Source organism: Bacillus sp. JJ1122, from assembly GCF_036964885.1.
Lineage (GTDB): Bacteria > Bacillota > Bacilli > Bacillales > Cytobacillaceae > Mesobacillus.
Genome location: NZ_JBALQL010000006.1, coordinates 1 through 19,416 on the forward strand (window position 1 = coordinate 1; position 19,416 = coordinate 19,416).

Annotated in this window: 17 protein-coding genes; 4 read left to right on the top strand and 13 right to left on the bottom strand. The window is 40.1% G+C overall.

The features are described from left to right. Nucleotides 1-127: 127 nt before the first annotated feature. The 8 genes from V7201_RS03650 to V7201_RS03685 form a co-directional block, all read right to left on the bottom strand. A complete protein-coding gene (locus V7201_RS03650; protein WP_335375432.1) occupies nt 128-1,057 on the bottom strand; it encodes a c-type cytochrome in 930 nt (309 codons plus the stop codon). A gap of 157 nt (nt 1,058-1,214) precedes the next feature. Next, complete coding sequence (locus tag V7201_RS03655; protein WP_335375433.1) at nt 1,215-1,643, bottom strand: ferritin-like domain-containing protein; 429 nt, start codon at nt 1,641-1,643, stop codon at nt 1,215-1,217. A 61-nt stretch (nt 1,644-1,704) separates the two neighbouring features. After that, nucleotides 1,705-2,304 carry a class I SAM-dependent methyltransferase gene (locus V7201_RS03660; RefSeq protein WP_335375434.1) on the bottom strand — a complete coding sequence of 200 codons (600 nt, stop codon included), beginning with the start codon at nt 2,302-2,304 and terminating at the stop codon, nt 1,705-1,707. An 87-nt stretch (nt 2,305-2,391) separates the two neighbouring features. After that, nucleotides 2,392-2,829 carry a hydrogenase maturation protease gene (locus tag V7201_RS03665; RefSeq protein WP_335375435.1) on the bottom strand — a complete coding sequence of 146 codons (438 nt, stop codon included), beginning with the start codon at nt 2,827-2,829 and terminating at the stop codon, nt 2,392-2,394. Beyond that, the gene (locus tag V7201_RS03670; RefSeq protein WP_335375436.1) at nt 2,830-4,239 is read right to left on the bottom strand and encodes a nickel-dependent hydrogenase large subunit; all 1,410 of its coding nucleotides are present in this window, start codon (nt 4,237-4,239) and stop codon (nt 2,830-2,832) included. It abuts the gene before it with no gap. Nucleotides 4,240-4,244: 5 nt separating this feature from the next. Next, complete coding sequence (locus V7201_RS03675; RefSeq protein WP_335375437.1) at nt 4,245-5,147, bottom strand: hydrogenase small subunit; 903 nt, start codon at nt 5,145-5,147, stop codon at nt 4,245-4,247. After that, a complete protein-coding gene (locus tag V7201_RS03680; RefSeq protein WP_335375438.1) occupies nt 5,144-5,911 on the bottom strand; it encodes a cytochrome b5 domain-containing protein in 768 nt (255 codons plus the stop codon). The genes V7201_RS03675 and V7201_RS03680 overlap by 4 nt, the downstream gene beginning before the upstream one ends. A 343-nt stretch (nt 5,912-6,254) precedes the next feature. After that, nucleotides 6,255-7,388, bottom strand: coding sequence for a zinc-dependent alcohol dehydrogenase (locus tag V7201_RS03685; RefSeq protein ID WP_335375439.1), 1,134 nt, complete (start codon nt 7,386-7,388; stop codon nt 6,255-6,257). Between the two features lie 143 nt (nt 7,389-7,531). On the opposite strand from V7201_RS03685, the gene V7201_RS03690 reads away from it, so the two are divergent. The 3 genes from V7201_RS03690 (at nt 7,532) to V7201_RS03700 (ending at nt 10,429) form a co-directional block, all read left to right on the top strand. Next, entirely contained in the window at nt 7,532-7,732 is a 201-nt protein-coding gene (locus V7201_RS03690; protein ID WP_335375440.1) for a hypothetical protein, read from the top strand. Between the two features lie 3 nt (nt 7,733-7,735). Further along, nucleotides 7,736-7,987, top strand: coding sequence for a sigma-G-dependent sporulation-specific acid-soluble spore protein CsgA (locus V7201_RS03695; protein WP_335375441.1), 252 nt, complete (start codon nt 7,736-7,738; stop codon nt 7,985-7,987). Nucleotides 7,988-8,266: 279 nt separating this feature from the next. After that, nucleotides 8,267-10,429 (top strand): MMPL family transporter, encoded by a 2,163-nt coding sequence (locus V7201_RS03700; protein WP_335375442.1) that lies wholly within the window; start codon nt 8,267-8,269, stop codon nt 10,427-10,429. Between the two features lie 56 nt (nt 10,430-10,485). Here V7201_RS03700 and V7201_RS03705 read toward each other — a convergent pair whose 3' ends face one another. Both V7201_RS03705 and V7201_RS03710 read right to left on the bottom strand, forming a co-directional pair. Further along, nucleotides 10,486-11,349 (bottom strand): YihY/virulence factor BrkB family protein, encoded by an 864-nt coding sequence (locus V7201_RS03705; protein WP_335375443.1) that lies wholly within the window; start codon nt 11,347-11,349, stop codon nt 10,486-10,488. A 245-nt stretch (nt 11,350-11,594) separates the two neighbouring features. Continuing rightward, nucleotides 11,595-12,350 (bottom strand): TraR/DksA C4-type zinc finger protein, encoded by a 756-nt coding sequence (locus V7201_RS03710; protein WP_335375444.1) that lies wholly within the window; start codon nt 12,348-12,350, stop codon nt 11,595-11,597. 160 nt (nt 12,351-12,510) lie between these two features. On the opposite strand from V7201_RS03710, the gene V7201_RS03715 reads away from it, so the two are divergent. Further along, on the top strand, nt 12,511-13,290 hold the full coding sequence (locus V7201_RS03715; protein ID WP_335375445.1) for a hypothetical protein: 780 nt from the start codon (nt 12,511-12,513) through the stop codon (nt 13,288-13,290). 40 nt (nt 13,291-13,330) lie between these two features. Here V7201_RS03715 and V7201_RS03720 read toward each other — a convergent pair whose 3' ends face one another. From V7201_RS03720 to V7201_RS03730, 3 genes are all read right to left on the bottom strand, one after another. Then, entirely contained in the window at nt 13,331-14,104 is a 774-nt protein-coding gene (locus V7201_RS03720; protein ID WP_335375446.1) for a 3D domain-containing protein, read from the bottom strand. A 593-nt stretch (nt 14,105-14,697) separates the two neighbouring features. Beyond that, complete coding sequence (gene fdhF, locus V7201_RS03725) at nt 14,698-16,758, bottom strand: formate dehydrogenase subunit alpha (protein ID WP_335375447.1); 2,061 nt, start codon at nt 16,756-16,758, stop codon at nt 14,698-14,700. 300 nt (nt 16,759-17,058) lie between these two features. Further along, on the bottom strand, nt 17,059-19,218 hold the full coding sequence (locus tag V7201_RS03730; RefSeq protein ID WP_335375448.1) for a PAS domain S-box protein: 2,160 nt from the start codon (nt 19,216-19,218) through the stop codon (nt 17,059-17,061). Nucleotides 19,219-19,416: the final 198 nt, after the last annotated feature.

A 19,416-nucleotide genomic window follows, 5' to 3' on the forward strand; every position in this document is an offset into this window, starting at 1 on the left:
TTTTCGGAACTTTATTGCTTTCGGACCCTTTGCGGAAACCTGTTAAGAATCCTAAATAAACGAGCACACATCAATAAGTATCTGTTACTTTTATACGCAAAACCAACTATCCACGCGAAAAATACTCTTATTTTGCAGAAACTATTGCTTCCCAATCAATTGTCCCATTCTTTATTTGTTCACGTTTTTCCTTATTCATGATATCAGCGGGCCTTCCGCCTTTTGGCCAGTCTCCCTCATACCCTTTGAATTCCGGACGATCTTGAGAAAGAATATACCCAGCTACATTGATGGCATCTTGATCGGACAAAGTGCCACCCTGACCTTTAGGCATATTTTTTTGCACATAACCAGCCATCTTTGTTAATCTTGACATTCCTGCACCATCATTAAAGGACTTTTCTCCCAAGACTGCAGGGCCCGTAGTTGGGCCTGTTCCTGATCCATCTCCAGCATGGCAGCTCGCGCATGATTGTGCGTAAAGCTTTTCTCCATCTTGAACACTAGGGACTGGAAATTTCTTAGGCTCTTTCGGTGCTCTCCAAGGGAGTTCGGATCCAGCAGGTACCCCTTCTGACATATATTGCAGATATGCAATCATGGCACGCATTTCCTTGCTGTCAGATGGCAGCATCTTACCGTTCATGCTTCGAATCATACAGCCGTTAATCCTGTCTTCGAGTGTATAAACTTCTCCCTCACGAGGCCTATATTCAGGATAGACTGCTGACAGGCCTACCATCGGAGCCTCTTCTTTCACAATTCCACCATTGGCGTGGCAGCTCGCGCATGATAGGTTGTTGCCAACATACTCATCAGCTACATTATTTGTTTCCATCATTAATTGATGACCATATTTAATACTCTCTCCAAGTGGACCATCTGGAACATCTTCCATGCTCGGCGGATTAAATTCAATACCCGTTCCTGCTGACTCTGATTGTTGCTGGGGCACTCCTGCGGTTTCAGCTGGGGCAAGGTCCTGGCTGATTTTCCAGCCAACGAAGAGTGAACCAAAGATTAAGAATCCAATGATAATAGCTAAACTGTTTTTCATTTCATTTCCTCCTTATGAAGTAACAAGTATCTGAAAATCTATATACCTATTCTAGTATAGGTAAGCCCCTTATTTTCATTTTAATTATGTATATATAGTGAATAATATATTAATAGAAAAAGAGCTGGATTTTATCCAGCCCTGTTAGTGAAAACCTCTATTTTTCTTTTACTAAAAAGTATAGGAACCATACCGCATGATTTTGTTCATCAAAAGCAGCACGCCTGAAAACCCTCATAATTGCCTGATCGGTTGCCTCATCTGCAATTTGATGATAAAAATCGACAGTTTTTTGTTCATCATTTAGCGATGCTTCCAATCCAGCAAGGTAATTAGCAGTACATTCTTCCGTCATCTGAGGCTGTGGCTGTTTGCCTGTAAGTGATGTATAAATTTGCGAGAATTGCTGAAGATGTTTTTTCTCATCATCTAGAATTTCATTGATTCGATCACGCTGCAAAGCAGTTGGCGCCATTTGGGCAAGCCTCGCATAGCATTGTGTCGCAGTATATTCGCCGTTAATGGCTGATGTAAGATCGTTGATCAGTTTCTCATTTTGTCTGTAATGATAATAATATGGATACATGTCGTACCTCCCCAAACTATTTGTAATATTGTATGGGGAGGTTGAATGTGTGTGCCTGGTTTTATTTCAAGTTAACACCCTCGAACTCAACAAAAATGCCTTTCAAATATTTCTTCTCTTTTATTACCTTGATGCCTGATTCCTTCATATACCTGCCTGTGTCCCGGTTCAAGTGACAGCCGTCGCAAAGCTTTTTCCAGGCAGGAGTTAGAACATCCTGCAGCGCAGCAAGCGAAGCAGATTCTGTTCTTACATGTTCAAACAAAACAATCTTGCCGCCTTTTTTACATACTCTTCTAATTTCTTTAAATGCTGATTGAGGATCCTGCACAGAACATAATACTAGCGTTGCAACCACTGTATCAAATTCACCATCCTTAAATGGCAGCGATTCAGCCACACCTTGATGAAAATTAACCGGTATCCCAATATCTCGCGCTTTCAGTTTTGCTTGTTCCAGCATGTAAGGATTTGGTTCGACCGAATCTAAACTCCTTACTTTTTCAGGAGAATAAAAAGGAAAGTTGGCTCCTGTTCCAGTCCCAATTTCAAGAGTCTTCCCTTCGAGCCCTGATACTATTTTCTTTCTGATATGTGCAATCCACCTTTTTTCAAGGGGTCCCATAACAGTGTCATATAAACAAGCAAACAATTTCGCCACAGAAAAGCTCCTTAAACAAATCATTTTTCCTTATTATAAAAAAAAAGGGCCAGAAAAGCTATTTGCTTAACCAGGCCCATTTTTTTATTATCCGAATTCTTGTGCAGCCGCCATTAGAATCCTTTCCTTTACCTTCTGTTTAATAATAGAATAATTTCTTTTTAAATCTTCGCTTAGGCCGAAATGAAAATTGATTTCATATGGCTCTACCCCTATCAATAACCCCTTCTTTAAGCTTAATGCATGAAAAAGATGAAAATTATGAGCAGCAATTCCCTTTTCCATCATGGTAAGCTGAGTGAGGGGCATTTCATAAATACTGCCTTTTTTGCTGCCCATTTGAACTGCATCAAGAATAATTAAAAATTCGCCTTCCTTAGCTTCGGCCAAGCAATAATCTACATCTGTTTCGCCGATAACAAATTTGATTCGTTTGTCGTTATTTTCCACCATCAGCTCTTCTGCAAGATAAACCCCGATCCCATCGTCCTGCATCAGCACATTGCCAATCCCAATAACAAGCATCTAAAACACCTTAATCGATTTTATTTCATGTCCTGGTCTGTATACATGTGTCGCGCATGACATACAGGGATCGAATGTACGTAAAATGCGTCCTAGCTCGACAGGATTTTCCGGATCCTGAAGCGGTGTATTCATTAAAGCTAGTTCCGCTGTTCCTTTAGAGGACTCATCACTTGCAGAAAAATCCCATGCAGAAGGAGTGATAATTTGGTAAAAAGAAATGACATTGTTTTCGATTTTAACCCAATGACCAAGTGAGCCTCTCGTAGTTTCTACCAGTCCTGCTCCCTGAGCCTTATTTGGTACTTGCCACTTCTTTTGCACATGTATCCCAGGAATGATCTGGTCAATAAGAATTTTCATTATATCTACAATTTTCTTGGCTTCCAATGACCGTGCAATCGTTCTGTCCATAGCAGAGATTCCGTTACGGTACTCGCCGCTCAACCAGAGCCGTGCGAGGGGTCCAACTTCCATTGGAACCCCTTTGTAGCGCGGAGCCTTTACAAATGTGTATGCATCTTCTTTATCCATGTCAGGTTCCTGCATTTCTTCAAATGGGCGTGTTGTTCCCTTCCCTTTATACCAGGAATAGCGTATTTTTTCTTCAATATTCATAGAGTCAAACGCTTCTGTTTTCCCATTTAAATATACTAACGGCTCCGTATATAAGGTTCCTAGCTCCTTATAGTCATTGAATGCACCAAATGATAAGAAATTTCCAGGGCCGCTGCCAAGATTAAACAACTCCGGATAATATTTAGCAACCGTATAAGTATCTGGAATCATTTTGTATTCTATAAAATAACTAACCTTATCAAGAATTGACTTAATATGAATGATTTTTTCCGCATCTGGCGGAGTTGTAAAACCTCCTACAAATATCCCGTGATTATGCGGCGCTTTCCCCCCCAATACAGCCAGCATCTGGTGTGCGAGCCTGCTATAGTTCAGCGATTCAAAGTAATGCGCGGCCAGTGTATCATTCATTTCCTTTGGGATCCTGTAATCCGTATTCTCCGAAGTGAATAGTGGATATTCTGGAGGCATCTTTACGTAATCAGGCAGTGAATATTGGTAAAAATGCCGCAGATGATTCTGCAGGAATTCACAGCAATGAATGATGTCGCGTATATATCGGCCTTGATCCGTTACCTCTACCCCAAGAGCTTGCTCAAGAGCAGTCGAGGAGGCAACCGAATGAGCAGTCGAACAAATTCCACATATCCTTTGCGTCAAATAAATCGCATCGAATGGACTGCGGCCAACCATCATCTGCTCGAAACCGCGAAACATCACTCCTTTCGTTTTGGCATTTGTGACGGCATTTTCTTCAACTGTAACATCAAGTTCAAGAAACCCGCTTAGCCTTGTAACAGGATTTATAACAATTCTTTTTCCTCCAGACATTTTCCCTACTCCCTTGTTGTGTTGTATGAAATGAATGGCGCCATTCTATCTGGAAAACCCGATTGTGCACAGCCAATACAGGTGCTTGCCCCTATCGGCCAATTAACATGACCGTTCCATTGTCTTGTTGGACAATCCACACGGGTAACCGGTCCTCGGCAACCGAGCTTGAATAAACAATATGGCTCTCCTAGCGTTTCTGAAAAAACCCCTTTATCAAAATAATGCCTTCTCGGGCAGCGATCATGGAGTAAATCACTGTAAAACATCTTCGGCCGGCTTTGCTGGTCAAGTTCTGGCTGGCCGTAAAGAAGCAAGTGCGCAAGCGTTCCAAGGAACCAGTCTGAATGAACTGGACATCCTGGAAGCTTGATGATTTTCTTGTTGCCGAGCACTGCTTGCAGGCCTACTGATTGGGATAAATTAGGTCTTGCTGCAGATGGTCCACCATCAACGGCACATGCGCCTATGGCAATGACAGTACTCGCCTTTTCCCCAAGCATCTTTGCTGCCTGCAAGCCTGTGATCGGCTTCCCGTTTCGAGTGCCAACAAGATGAAACATTCCCTCGTTTTTCAGCGCAACTGCACCTTCCACACCGAGAATGAAATCTTCCTCCCCTTCCGCCAGTTCAAATAATCTGTTAATGGCCTGTTCCCCATCCGCTACCATCATGCTGTTACTGTAGACTAAGTCAACCATCTGTGTAATCGCATACTCAAAATCCGGCTGAAAACCATTCAAAAGTGAGATTACATTTCCAGAGCAACCGTTCAGCTCAAGCCAAACAAGCTTCTTCCTTTGTACCTGGCCAGATTGAAGCCCATTTTTTGCTGCATCTAATAATCTCTTGGCAATCGCCTCATTGGTGACGGATTCAGGAGGTAAAACAATGTTTGATTCGCTCATTGCACCAGCCTCCCAATCGGTTTTAACTGAGCCAAAATCCATTGCTGTCCAGCATGGCAGCTTGCGAATTCTGCAGTCCAGTCCTTGCCCGCTGACAGTCCAAAGTGAGTAGCCAGAGACCAGGCCGCATTATTCGTGACATCATATACGACACCATTCACCGCAACATAAGCTGGCATCCCGTTCAGTCCGGTGAATTGGGCAAGTTGCTCTTTCGTAAACGTTTGGCCATTAGGATTGCTTGGTTGAGTAACTGGAATTCCAGTTTGTGGCTGGATTCGTGATGGTTCGGTTACAAGGTATGCTGGTTGCGGTTGGGATGAGAATAGGTGAGTTGCAGGGTACGCTGGCCGGGGCTGGGTCATTGGTAATTGAGTTGTTGGGAATACTAGCTGAGTTTGAGATGGGGATAGGTGTGTTGTTGGGTATACCGGTTGAGGCTGGGTTAATGGGTATAATTGGCTTACTGAATGGCCTGCCTGTGCTTCGTTAATCCTTAATCTCCCCTGTACCGGTATTGTTTCTGTCTGAATTTGATGGAACGGGTGAATAGCATGGGGTTTAGTGTGCTGCAATAATGCTTTATTTCTTTCAGTTTGACAAATCGCTACTAAATGATGTAAATATGATACCTTTTCCCATAGCTGACTCAACGCTAAATATCTTTCTCGTGGATTGCCGGTAGCGTAAATTAGATGAATTAAATAATGTAATTCTGAAAAAGTGGCAGCAATCTCGCTGTCGATCAAATGGTGATTTGCCATTTTAGTGAACCCCCTTTTGGGGAAGTTTTAGTGTTAAGATTCCTTTTGTCATTTTATTCTAATAAACTATTTTTTATTACCAAAATGGCAGGTGAATGAAAACCTTTGTGATGAAATTTTTTGATAGTCACGAAAGTTGAGGGACTAAACTTAGAGGAAATCATGGAAAATTCAATTACACCTAAAGCATGTAAAATTATATCTACCGTAGGGATCAGTTTTTTAAGGCTTGGACTCTTTTTCAATATAACTGTCGTTTTTTCACCACTCCTTCCTTTTACTACAACAAAAGTAAAGAGACAGGCAGCAGTAAAAAGCCTGTCTCTCTTATTCATGTTTAAAGTTATGGCTTCAAAACAACCTTAATGCAATTATCCTTGCGGTCATTGAATATATCATATCCTTTGGCGGCGTCTTCTAGAGGGATCCGGTGAGTGATAATATCTGTCGGATCAAACTCGCCGTTAACCACCATGTCAAATAGCTTTGGCATGTAATGGACGACTGGTGCCTGGCCCATTTTCATGGTAATGTTCCTTTCGAAAAAGCGTCCAAGTGGAAACAGATTGTAGCGTAACCCATAGACTCCAGTAAGTTGTACCGTTCCAAATTTGCGCACAGCTGTATGTGCAATCTCAATTGCGGAAAGCGTACCGCCCTGCAACTTCAATTTTTGTTCAACCTTTTCAACTGCGGATTTCTTCCCGTCCATACCAACACAATCGATGACGACATCTGCTCCGCCTTCTGTCAGGTCCTGAAGGAATTTTCCCGGGTCATCCTGCTGAGTAAAGTCAAAAATTTCAACATTGTTTGTCGATTTCGCATGCATGAGTCTGTAATCAAGATGGTCAACGGCAATGACTCGTTTTGCACCCTTTATCCAGGCAAACTTTTGCGTCATTAATCCAACTGGCCCACTGCCGAGAACGATGACAGTATCTCCTTTTTTCACTCCTGCATTCTCGACGCTCCACCATGCTGTTGGAATGACATCTGACAGGAAAAGCAGTGATTCGTCTTCGAGCTCACATGAATCAGGCACAACAAATGATGTAAAATCTCCATAAGGTACCTTTAAATACTCTGCCTGGCCACCCGGATGGTTACCGTATTGCTCGGTATACCCAAAATAACCTCCAGTATCCTTGTATTCATTCGAGTTGTCACATTGGCTTTCCATTTGATTCTGGCAATAAAAACATTCACCACAAGAAACGTTAAATGGGATGACGACACGATCCCCTTTTTTCACCTTTGTAACGCCTGGCCCAACTTCTTCCACAATACCCATCGGTTCATGGCCGATGACATATCCTGGACGGAGAGGCATATTCCCCTGGTAAAGGTGAAGGTCAGACCCACAAATAGCTGTAGAAGTAATCTTGACTATCATATCTTTTTCGTGTTCAATCTTGGGTGCTTCTACATTTTTCACTTGTACATCCTTTGTACCTTGATACGTAACTGCTTTCAATTCACGCCACCCCATTCCTTTATTTACATTAAAAAGAATTCCCTTGATGTAAAATAAAAAACATGTTTGGCAGCTTTTCCAATATTTAGCTTCATACATAACTTTCTTTTTATTATGCACCTTATAAAATGGAGGTGTTAAATATGGACCAAAATCAGCCCGGAAATGAGAAGCTTCCTGATTTTAAGGAAATGAGCGATCGGATCTTTATCAATCCTTACTCTGGCCCGCAGCTAGTAGTTAAAACGAATCTCGACCCGAATGTCGCGACAGATGAAAATCCTTATTTTAAAAACGATAATATGACGGATCCCCAACAATTCAAGGAATATTTCAAGGAGTAGATAATGGAAAAAACACAAGCATATTTGCGCGAAATCCTATCTGATTATACTGAAAGCTATCCCCTTAGCAAAAAAATCTATCAGCGGATCGAAGAAGGCAATTACGCATCAGAAGGTGAATTTGTAAGAAATCTTACAGAGGAAGAAATAGAATTTTTGAATAAGATTCTTCCCGAAGCAATTGAATATGCGAAAAACGAACTGGATGAAAAACGGGCACAACAATTGAATGAAGTTTATGAATTACTCTATTAATACCAGGAAGGCACTCGCTCCTTCCTGGTACCTTTTTCAATCAATTCCAATTTATTTGATGTAGTTTCCCTCTTTCAAAAAAATCTTCTCTCAGTATCCCAATTCACTCGTTATACAACTATTTTTAAGCCCCATTAAAGAATTTTCAAACATGATTCATCACACTGTGAAAAGGATTGATATATAATCTAGGTATTCATTTTAAGGAAAATGACAAAAAAACCTGTATTTCCGTTTTAACAGTGCATGTATATAAAATTCAAACATCGGAGGACAAAAATGAACAAGCTCGGAAGCTTTATTTTTAACTTTAAGAAAACGATCATTTTAGTTTGGGTCGGTCTCATCCTATTTTTAGGTTTTTTCGCCTTACAATTACCTTCTGTATTAAGCGGCAATGGATTTGAATTTAAAGGGGAATATAAGCAGACTAAGAATATTCTTGAGAAGGATTTTGGTCAGCATAAGTCTTCAATCATCATCCTTTATGAAAAAGAAAAAAATGTTTCGGAAGAAGATTGGGTTGCCTTTATTAAGGAATCTTTCGAAGATGCTGCAAAGGCTTCTGGAGTCGCGGATAGTGTGTCACCATTTCAGCAAAAAGATATGCTGAAGGAAAATATAGCGTATGGACTCTTATTGTTTGATAAGGATGCTTCAACTATGGGAGATGATATTAACGGACTCCGCGAGGTCTTAAAGGATGAGAATGGGATAAAGGTATCAATTACGGGAGAACCCGTGATTGTTAAAGATTTAAACCAGGCTAGCCAGGATGATCTCGCAAAAGCTGAGATGATCGGTCTGCCAATCGCGTTGATTGTATTGATTTTTGCATTTGGGAGTATAGTCGCAGCCAGCTTGCCACTTTTGGTTGGAATTTTTTCGATACTTAGCACAATGGGGGCAGTATATTTTTTCAGCTACTGGTTTGACTTGACGATTTTCATCCTTAATATCATTCCTATGATTGGGCTGGCATTAAGTATTGATTTCGCTCTTTTATACATAAACCGATTTAAGGAGGAAATTAATAAGCAATCTGTTAAGGAGGCACTCATCACTACTACCGCAACAGCGGGACGTTCAATCATTTTTTCAGCAATGTGCGTGTTTATCGGCCTTCTTGGCTTGATGTTCATCAAAATAGACATTTTTCAGAATGTAGCAATCGGTGGCATGACGGTCGTTTTCATATCTGCTCTATCTGCCATCACATTCCTCCCTGCAATCCTTGGCTTGTTAGGAAACAAAGTTCACTCACTAAGCGTATTAAAGGTGAAAAAGGACAAGCCGGGAATATGGAGCACTTTTGCCCATTTTGTTATGAAAAGGCCGGTAATTATGACATTTCTGGCTCTTGGTTTATTAATTACCGGATTGATACCCGTTAGACAAATGGATCTAACCGTTCCTGGAGTTGATGCGCTTCCTCCAACTTATGACGCAAGGATAGCCTATAACAAATTCCAGGATGAATTCGTAGAGCAAAATAAAAGTACCGACAAGGAAGTAAAGGTAATTCTTAATACAGAAGGAAAAGTATTATCAGAAGGAAATGTTGAAAAGCTGCACACCGCGTTAGGTGAATTAGAGGAAAGCAAAGATGTAGAGTCAGTCGATTCGGTCTTCTCATTGACAGGAATCGAAGACCCTGCTGCTTTTTTAGCGGCTGCATCTCAGGTGAACAGTCCGATCAAGCCGGTAATTGATAGGTTTATTTCAGAAGATAAGATGCTTGCTAGCGTTTATTTAAAAGAAAGATTATCAGCACAAGAAGCCCAGGACTGGGTGAGGAAAGCTGCCGATAAAGGGTATGATGTTTCACTATCGTTCGGAGGAACTCCAAAATTCGAACAGGAAATCTTTGATGAGATTTTTGAAAAAGCGCCCAAAGGTTTGGCTTTAATCCTTATATCTACCTTTATCATCTTGATGATTGCTTTTCGGTCCGTGCTCATTCCCCTTAAGGCAATTATCATGAATATATTAAGCTTAAGCGCAACCTTCGGAATTGTCGTCTGGATCTTCCAGGAAGGTCATCTTGGTATAGAACCAACAAGTATAGCACTAGTCCTTCCAGTGTTTGTATTTAGTCTTGTCTTTGGTCTTTCGATGGATTATGAAGTGTTCCTGATTTCACGTATTCATGAAGAATATCTGGAAACGAAAGACAATAATTATGCAACCTTAACCGGATTGATTTCTACCAGTAAAATCATTACATCTGCCGCAGCAATCATGATTGTCGTCACAGGCGCATTCGCTTTTACAGGAGTTGCTCCAGTAAAGCAAATGGGAGTTGGAATCGCACTGGCAATATTTATTGACGCCACCGTGATAAGAATGGTACTAGTTCCCTCACTGATGAAGCTGCTTGGTGACTGGAACTGGTGGTTTTTTGGACTTAAACCATCTAAAGACAAAAAATTCGGGCATTAAAATTAAGACACAAAAAAACAGCACAAGCCTGCTGTTTTTTTGTATGATAGTAAAAACTATCCTCTAGCTGTTAAAGTTTTTTCATCTTCAATGGTTTCTTCCCCCGTTTTTTCCCGGTGGTAAATCGCATTGATTTCACCGCCAAGGACAAGCGCAAGCCCTGTAAGGAATAACCAAAGCATCAGGACAATTACACCGCCAAGGCTGCCATAGGTTGCTGAATAGTTTCCAAAGTTGCTAACATAAAATGAAAATCCAAGGGAAATCAGCTGCCAAACGACAGTAGCGAAAATGGCACCTGGAATGACATGCTTGAATGGAAAATGCTTATTTGGCGCAATCCGATACAAACCTGCTATTACTGCTACCATTACGACGAATGCAACAATCCAGCGGACAATACGGAAGATAATTTCAAATTGTTCTGGGATATGAATGATGGATTGAACTGTATCTAATAAAACTTTCCCGAATACTGGTAGCAGCAATGCTACAACAAATGCAAGAATCAAACCAATGGTCAGCATGATCGATATAAGTCTTGCCTTGATGAAGGATCTAGTTTCCTCCACATCAAAAGCGATATTCATTGCTTTCATAAATGCATTCATACCATTTGATGCTGACCAGATTGTTCCGATAATACCGAATGTCAGCAAACCCCCGTTCCTCTCACTGACAAGTTTAACGACATTATCTCGTAATAATTGTGCTGATTCTGATGGGAGCAATTTATTTACGACATCAATTGCTTTATGAGGATCGATATTTAAATAAGGAACAATTGCAATTAGCAGAATCATCATCGGAAACAATGCAAGCATATAGTAATAGGCCTGCTGTGCTGCCAATCCAGTTGCCCGGTCTTCTTTTAACTCACCCAGCAGACTCTTTCCATAATGCATAATTTTCTCTTTCATTTATGGCTCACCTCTCGTTGGACATCAAGTATGCTTGTCTTTTCCCCTTATTGATATATTTTAATCATGATAAAAAATCCAGTTCGCGCTACTTTACAAAATTATCCATGCAAAAAAGACCATTTCTCGGAAATGGCCTTTCAAAAGTTTTTGGTTTTGTCTCTTTTCGTATTCTTTGTTGCTTTTAATAAGTTGGTTTACTTTCAAACATTTCATTAAAAACAACACTCTTTTTGAAAAAAGCCTTATTTATCATTATCTACATATGGATCATGTTCAAAAGCAGGAAGATCACCAAAGGATGTCATAATCCCTTCCTGATCCAGTTCATCTTCGTATTTTTCATGCTGCTTGTTAGGGTAGACAGTGATTTCTTTACCAGAAATGTCATTGCCTACAAAGTTTTCAAAGTCTTCAACGTACCCGACATTCTCCTCTGATTCAATATACGTATCATTATAATTGTCCTGAGGAGTGACAAAATCTGATGGTGATTCCGATGTACCCCAGCTAGATACCTCCTGCCAGGAATCCTCAGCATCATAAGCCACATTTTCATCCTTGTTATCAAGATCAAATTTCCCAAAAGGAGGCATTAATACTCCCTCTTCTATAGGACGGTTATGAGATACAGTTCGGTCTGGTGTATGTTCGATGCAGAATCTTGTTTCTGGTATGGCTTCAAGTCTTTCAAGAGGAATTTCTCGGCCGCAGGCCTCACATTTCCCGTATGTTCCTTTGTCAATTGCCTGCAATGCCTTGTTAATATTCTGGATTTGATATTCTACATGGTCGTTTAAGGCAATGTCTTTTTCCCTCTCATATAATTCAGTTCCTTCGTCACCTGGATGGTTGTCATAGCTAGAAAGCTCACCCATTGATTCATGAAAATGTCCACTCCTTAAATCAAAGTGATCATTACTGTCCAGATGGGATTCGAGATCTTTTTTATTTTTGAGAAGCTCTGCCTTGAATGCCGACAGCTGCCCATTTGTAAGCATATCAGCTGCTCCTTTCTTGAAAAAGCGGTTTTCCTTATCTTGCTGCAAACTGTCTAATTTAATAAAAGGTAATAAGTGTTATCTTTTCCGCCAGTACCATTTTGGCCACTGGGTTCATAAGATATATGACAACTTCCCAAAAATAATAGGAGTGATGCCAATGCCTTTATTTGTTAACGGATTTGTTTCTCCTCAAATTTACAAAAAAAACGAGGAAATAATTGAACTGAGCAACCAGGAAAAATTTCACCTTAATTTTTTGCAAGAAGTATTGAATGAACAGCAGAAATTAAATAGTGAATTATCTGGAAGCGTTTCACAGTTCGACAACACCCTGCAGCAAAGCCGCAAGGAACAATATTCAAATTTCATGGAGTTAGTATCTTTTCTGGCTAGACAGGAAAATTTATCAGAAAAGGTTATTGAAAATATCTCGGAACATAAAGAGTCCACAACAGAGTTAGATGAAAAGCTAATTAAGCTGGAAGAAATGCATGAACAATTTGCAAAATCATTCTTAAGCAAGGAATTAACAAGCCAAGCCATTCTCGACCAGCTCGCCTTCCAGGAAACAATGATACAGGATTTAAATCGAAAGCTAATTGAATATGAGGATGTAACAAAAGCACTCGTCATTCAAGCGGAGAAACAAGAGGAACTTCATGACTTGGTTTTAAAACAAGCGGATTTACAGGGAATCTTCCATCAAACTATCATGGATCAACTAGGCAAGCAAGATGCAGTAGGCGAAACAATCACAGACCAGCTTAGTGAAATTAAAGACTCAATTTCAATGAAAGCCAATGCTATAATCGATAAAATAGAAGAGCAATATTCTAAAATCACCCAGTTCTTCCTGAATCTAACCTTGCCCAACATCCATCAAAAGAAAATAATTAAAGGAAAAACCTTTAAAACGACCAGCATAAAGAAAGACTAAAAAAGCATTGGCATATGGCCAATGCTTTTCAAATATATGTTTAGTCCAGAATCGTAACTTTAACTTGTTTTCTTCCCCATGCAAGTGCACCATCTTGAGTCGGTACGAAGACATCGATACGGTTGCCTTTGATTGCTCCGCCAATATCCGCGGCTGTCGCATACCCATAACCTTCAACGTGAACTTTTGAACCCAATGGAATCACAGAAGGATCAACAGCTATTACCTTTGCATCTGGGTTGGTTTTTAGATTTACACCCGTTTTAGTAATTCCTGAACAACCTTCACAGCTTGCAGTGTATGCTGTAGCTTCAACGGTGATTTCCTTTGAAGAAGCTGCTGGTGCCTGAACCGTTTTTGCAGGTACTGCTGACGCTGCAGCCTTTGCTGGTGCCGCAGTGTTTACTGCTGCTGGCTGAACAGCAGCAGCTGCTGGTTTCGCCTTGATTTCTGCAGGCATATTTGTGTAAACGGCTATTCTCATGCCTGGACGAATAAGATCAGAAGATAATTTATTCCATTCTTTTAGATCATTTACGGATACTCCATATGCTTTTGCAATATTCCAGAGTGTATCTCCATCTCTTACTTGCACATACTTAATAGGAGATACTTCTAGCAGGTCATTTGGATGAATAACATCGCTAGTTAGGTTATTCCATTTTTTTATGGATTCTACAGATGTGTCGTATGTTTTTGAAAGACCCCACAATGTATCTCCCTTATGTACGACGATTTCCTCTGCCTGTGCTTGTGCGCCGGCAGCTCCAGAAATTGCCGCGACAGCAACCAATGATAATAATGATTTTTTCATTTGTTTGCCTCCCATCGGCTAATTTATATCACGTGAATTATCGTAACATAGAAATTCCGGAGAAAAAGAACAGTGAGATGTAAATTCGATTACGAGAATAACAGGAATATAACGGGAATATGTCATATTTACAGAAAATTCTGCAAAAATAAACATTATTAAGGATATAATTTCATTTTATTTACATAAAGTCCTATCTTTTTCTAATTTATCTAAATTTTAACTGAACGAAATAATTGCATGGATATAAAAATCTAGGTCTACCATGACATTAAACATCTTAATTCACTTGCCTTTTTTTACTTGTTGGGAGACTTTTGTTTAAATGAGCTCTAACTGAACCAATTTGAAATAACACTTTTCGTACTGGTAAACAATTATATTCCTGGGTCCAGATTCGCAAAAAACATAGTGAATGTTCAAATTAATCCATCCAATGAAAGATTATGTATCGATCTTTATCTACTTTGAATCGTTCCATTTATCGCCAAAATCCAGCGAACTCCCGTTAGATACAAGGATGTTAGTCAGATTATCTTGGACAAAAAATAAAAATAGCTAAAACCTCCAAAAAGGAGGTTTTAGCTATTTGTTCACGTGATCCTTTCAACCTTCACTGCACATGCTTTAAATTCCGCCGTACCAGAAATCGGATCGTATTCATTCAGTGTCAATACATTGGTAGGAACCTCGGACCAATGGAAGCTCATGAATACAAGCCCTGGTACAACCTGGTCTGTGATTTTCGCTTTCACTGTCAATGTTCCTCGTCTGGAGCTTACTCTTACAATTTCACCATCATTAATATTTAATTCATATGCGTCTTCAGGATGGATATCAATCGTTTCTTCAGTCTGTTTAATCTTAACGCCTGAAGCATAATGACGTGTTTGGGTATGCGTATTGTATGACTCATATCGCCTTCCGGTAGTCAGTGTAAAAGGATATTCCTTGTCAGGCTTTTCAAGTGGCGGTGTATAACCTACTGGGACGAACGATGAACGTTTATCGTTCTCCTGTCCTGTATGAAATCTTTCGTGGAGAATTTTAGTTCCCGGATGGGTTTCATCAGGGCATGGATAATGGATTCCATACTCCTTCTCTAAACGAGCATAAGAGATACCTCCATACATTTCCCAGGCCAACTCCCTCACTTCATCCCAAATTTCCTCGCTTGATCTGTAATGCATTTTATAGCCCATTCTTTCCGAAAGCTCACAGAGGATTTCCCAATCTTCTTTTACACCTTCTCGTGCATGTACTGCGGTGCGGACACGCTGGATTCTTCTATCTGTATTGGTGTATGTTCCATCAACTTCTCCCCACGACTTTGCGGGTAATACTACATCTGCCATCTCGGCCGTTTCTGTCATGAAGATATCCTGTACGATCAATAAATCCAGTTGTTCTAAGAGAACCTTTGTGTGGTTCATATGCACATCTGCAAGAAGCGGATTTTCACCTATGACGTACAAAGCTTTAATTTCACCAGTCTCAATCTTGTCGAATGTCCTCGTCTGTGTATCGCCAATTTTTTGACTGATGTCTACCTTCCAGGCCTCCTCAAAGCGTGAGCGATAATCATCCTGTAAAAGACTGACGGCACCAGTCAGCTGGTTAGGGAGACAGCCCATATCACCCGCACCCTGTACATTGTTTTGCCCCCTTAATGGCATGATTCCAGAACCCTTCTTGCCGATTTGTCCTGTAAGCAATGCCAGATTAGCAATATCAAACACGTTGTTGACACCGCAATGATGTTCTGTGATTCCCAGTGTATAGGCAATCATCGATTTACTTGAGTTTGCATACAATCTTGCAATCTCGATAATATCCTCCGCTGGAATGCCTGTAATTTCCGATGAAAATTCCGGAGTGTATCTAGCTACTTTCGCAAGCAATGCTTCAAACTCATCAGTATGTTTTCCAATAAACCCCTTATCGTACAGATCTTCAGTGATAATGACACGAATCATGGCATTAATGAGTGCGATATCAGTTCCAACATGAATTTGTATATGCTTGTGGGCAGACTTAACCATGTCAATTTTCCTTGGATCGATCACAATGATCTTTAATCCAGCTTTAGCGGCTTTTTTAATTCTGTTCCCTATGATAGGGTGGGCCTCTGTCGTATTGGAACCCATTAGTAAAAGAACTTCAGCTTCATCAATATCTTCAAGAGTATTAGTTGGGAAACCGCTTCCAAAAACAGTCGCCAGACCGGCGACACTAGGAGCGTGTCAGGTTCGGTTACAGCCATCAATATTATTGCTCCCGATTGCTGTCCTCATGAATTTTTGAGTTATATAATTTGATTCATTCGTGGTCCTTGCACAAGCGAACATGGAAATCGCATCGGGTCCAAACTCTTTTTTAATCGAAGCAAGCTTGTTTGATATGAAATTATAAGCCTCCACCCAAGTAACATTTACAAGCTTGCCTGCTTTTCTGATCATTGGAGTCGTGAGTCTTTCTGGAGCATGGACATACTGATAAGCAAACGCACCTTTCACGCAAGTTTGACCTTTGTTGACAGGCGCTTCTTTATCGCCTCTAATTTTCATAATCTTATTATCTTCCACTTCCAATATCAATCCGCAGCCTGTTCCGCAATACCCGCAAACAGTCTTAATATGGCTGGTCGATGTCATTCCTTCCCCTCCCTGCACTTAATGGTATTAATAACTTTCTCACTTTAAATAGTAGTCTAAAATTTGCCAGTAATGTTGAATATTCCAGAGAATTTTTTGTCATATTTCCAACATTTTATCGACATGATTTTTTCATTACGCATGTTTCTTTAAGCTATGAAGATAATTCGTTATACGAAATTTGAATCTGTGTTACGCAGCGTATATAGGAAGTAACGGAAATTCACAAATGCTTACCACTGCCAATGAAAAAAGATAATAAAAAAAAGGCGAGAAATAAGCTCGCCTCTACCAATGATACTATGCAATTTTTGCCGGCAGCAAAATTTTAAAAGTAGTTCCTTTATTTTGCTCACTTTCGATATAAACCTTTCCATTATGACTTTCAATAATCTTAAAGCTGACCATAAGGCCAAGTCCGTTTCCATTTTTCTTTGTTGTATAGAATGGCTCACCAATCTTTTTAAGGGTCTCGGGCGGGATTCCGACACCAGTATCCTTTATGGAGATAAGCACATTCTCATCCTGGATCTCTGTCGTAACCCTTAAATCTCCACCATCGGGCATCGCTTCAATACCATTTTTAATAAAATTGAGGAATACTTGCTTGAGTCGATTTTCATCGCACTCAATTTGAACGATATCCTCATCTGCATCGAACTCCAGTTTGACGTTTCTCTTTCTTGCTTCAAACTTGAGCATCGAAACGACATTCTGCACAATCGGGATAATATTCTTTTCTTCAAGCTCAACAGCTTTTGGTTTAGCCAATACCATGAATTCCTCAACAATATTATTGACTCTGTCAATTTCATCAAGAATGATTTCAAGGAACTCCTGGCGCTGCGGATCTTGTTCATCCATTTGCAGGAACTCAGCGTACCCCTTCATCGAAGTCAGCGGATTCCTTATCTCATGTGCCACACCAGCTGCCAGTTGACCAACTGCTGCCAGTTTATCCTGTCGATGCAACATTTCTTCTGACTTTTTCTTCTCTGTAATATCATTCCTGATGGCGAGGTACTGATAGGGTTTGCCATTTTCATTCAGAAAGGGAACGATCGTTGTATCCACCCAATAAAAGGAGCCATCCTTTGCCCTGTTACGGATTTCACCCTTCCAAACCTGACCGGAACCAATCGTTTTCCATAGGTTTTTAAAAAATTCTTTAGAATGCAAGCCAGAATTTAGAAGGCTATGATCGCGTCCAATCAGCTCTTCCCTAGTGTATTTAGAAATCTCACAGAACTTTTCATTAACACTCTTGATAATTCCTTTTTCATCGGTAAACGCGACAATGGACGATTGGTCCAATGCAAAATTAATATCGCTAACCTCTTTAAGAGTTTCCTTCAGACTCGCTTCTGCCTGCTTCCTTTGTGTAATATCTGATCGAATAGATACGTATTGATATGGCCTCCCCTTACTATTCAGGAAAGGGACGATTGTAGTGTGAACCCAATAAATCGAACCATCCTTGGCTTTATTACGAATTTCACCCTTCCAAACTTGGCCAGAACCAATTGTCTTCCACATTTCCTTGAAGAATTCCTTTGAGTGAAGCCCAGAGTTCAAAATAGAATGATTCTTTCCTAGTAATTCGGCTTCACGATATTTGGAAATCTCGATAAATTTATCGTTAACATATGTTATATTCCCTTTGGGATCGGTGATTGCAACGATCGCTGAAGCATTCAAAGCATCTGTAATGTCTTTCAAATTGGTGTCAGTGACCGCCAGCCTTTTGCTAATCAAGGCACTTGAACCTATCAAACCCGCGAGAATCAAAACTGAAACAAAAACGATTATATAACTGATTAAAGATTCTGGTATACCCGACTGTACAAAAGACACATTCCTGTTATATATGGTAGAAGCCCTTGATAGCAGGAAATGACCTTCGACAATCGCAGCAGTTACTACTAAAGCACTTAATGGCTTGATCCAGCCATGGTTGCCTTGTGTAAAGCTTTTGGAGAAAAAAAGCATCCAGAAACAAAAGTAAAAGGAAGCGAAAACCATCCCCAAAGCAATCATTAATATGATTGGATCGTAAGAAAAATTCAGCTTCATAGAAAACATACCAAGCATGTGTACAGCCAGGACAGCCAGCATCATAAAAAAACTGCCAGTAAATAAGTTAACCTTGTTTACCGTCTTTCCAGTAAGCGTATAAAAGCCCATTGCTGTTAAGGAAATGCTCAGGATAATGGAAAAGATTGTGATTGGAATTTGGTATGAAGCAGAACTATTTAGATTAACAGCGAGCATCCCAAAAAAATTCATTACCCATATTCCTATACCAAGCGAAAAAGTCCCACCCAAAAAAAGAAACCGTTTATTCCGGTCAGAGGACTTGATAAGACTAAATAAATCTAGAGCTGTATACGAAGACATTACAGTCAATGTTATGGCAACAAGCAACAAAATTGGATTAAAGGATAATTCAGGATTATCCATTCAGGCATCATTCCCTAATTAGAGTTTTCATATCGATTGTAAGTTAAAATGGCACAGATTAAAAGGGGGTATAAAATAATTTGTAATAAGTTTGTCACTTTTAGATATTGACTTCGCATATTAATGGGTCCATTCAAACTTCCCGAATTCGCTAAAAGCATTAAACTTTTAAAATCCTCCCTTTTATTAAAACAGGAA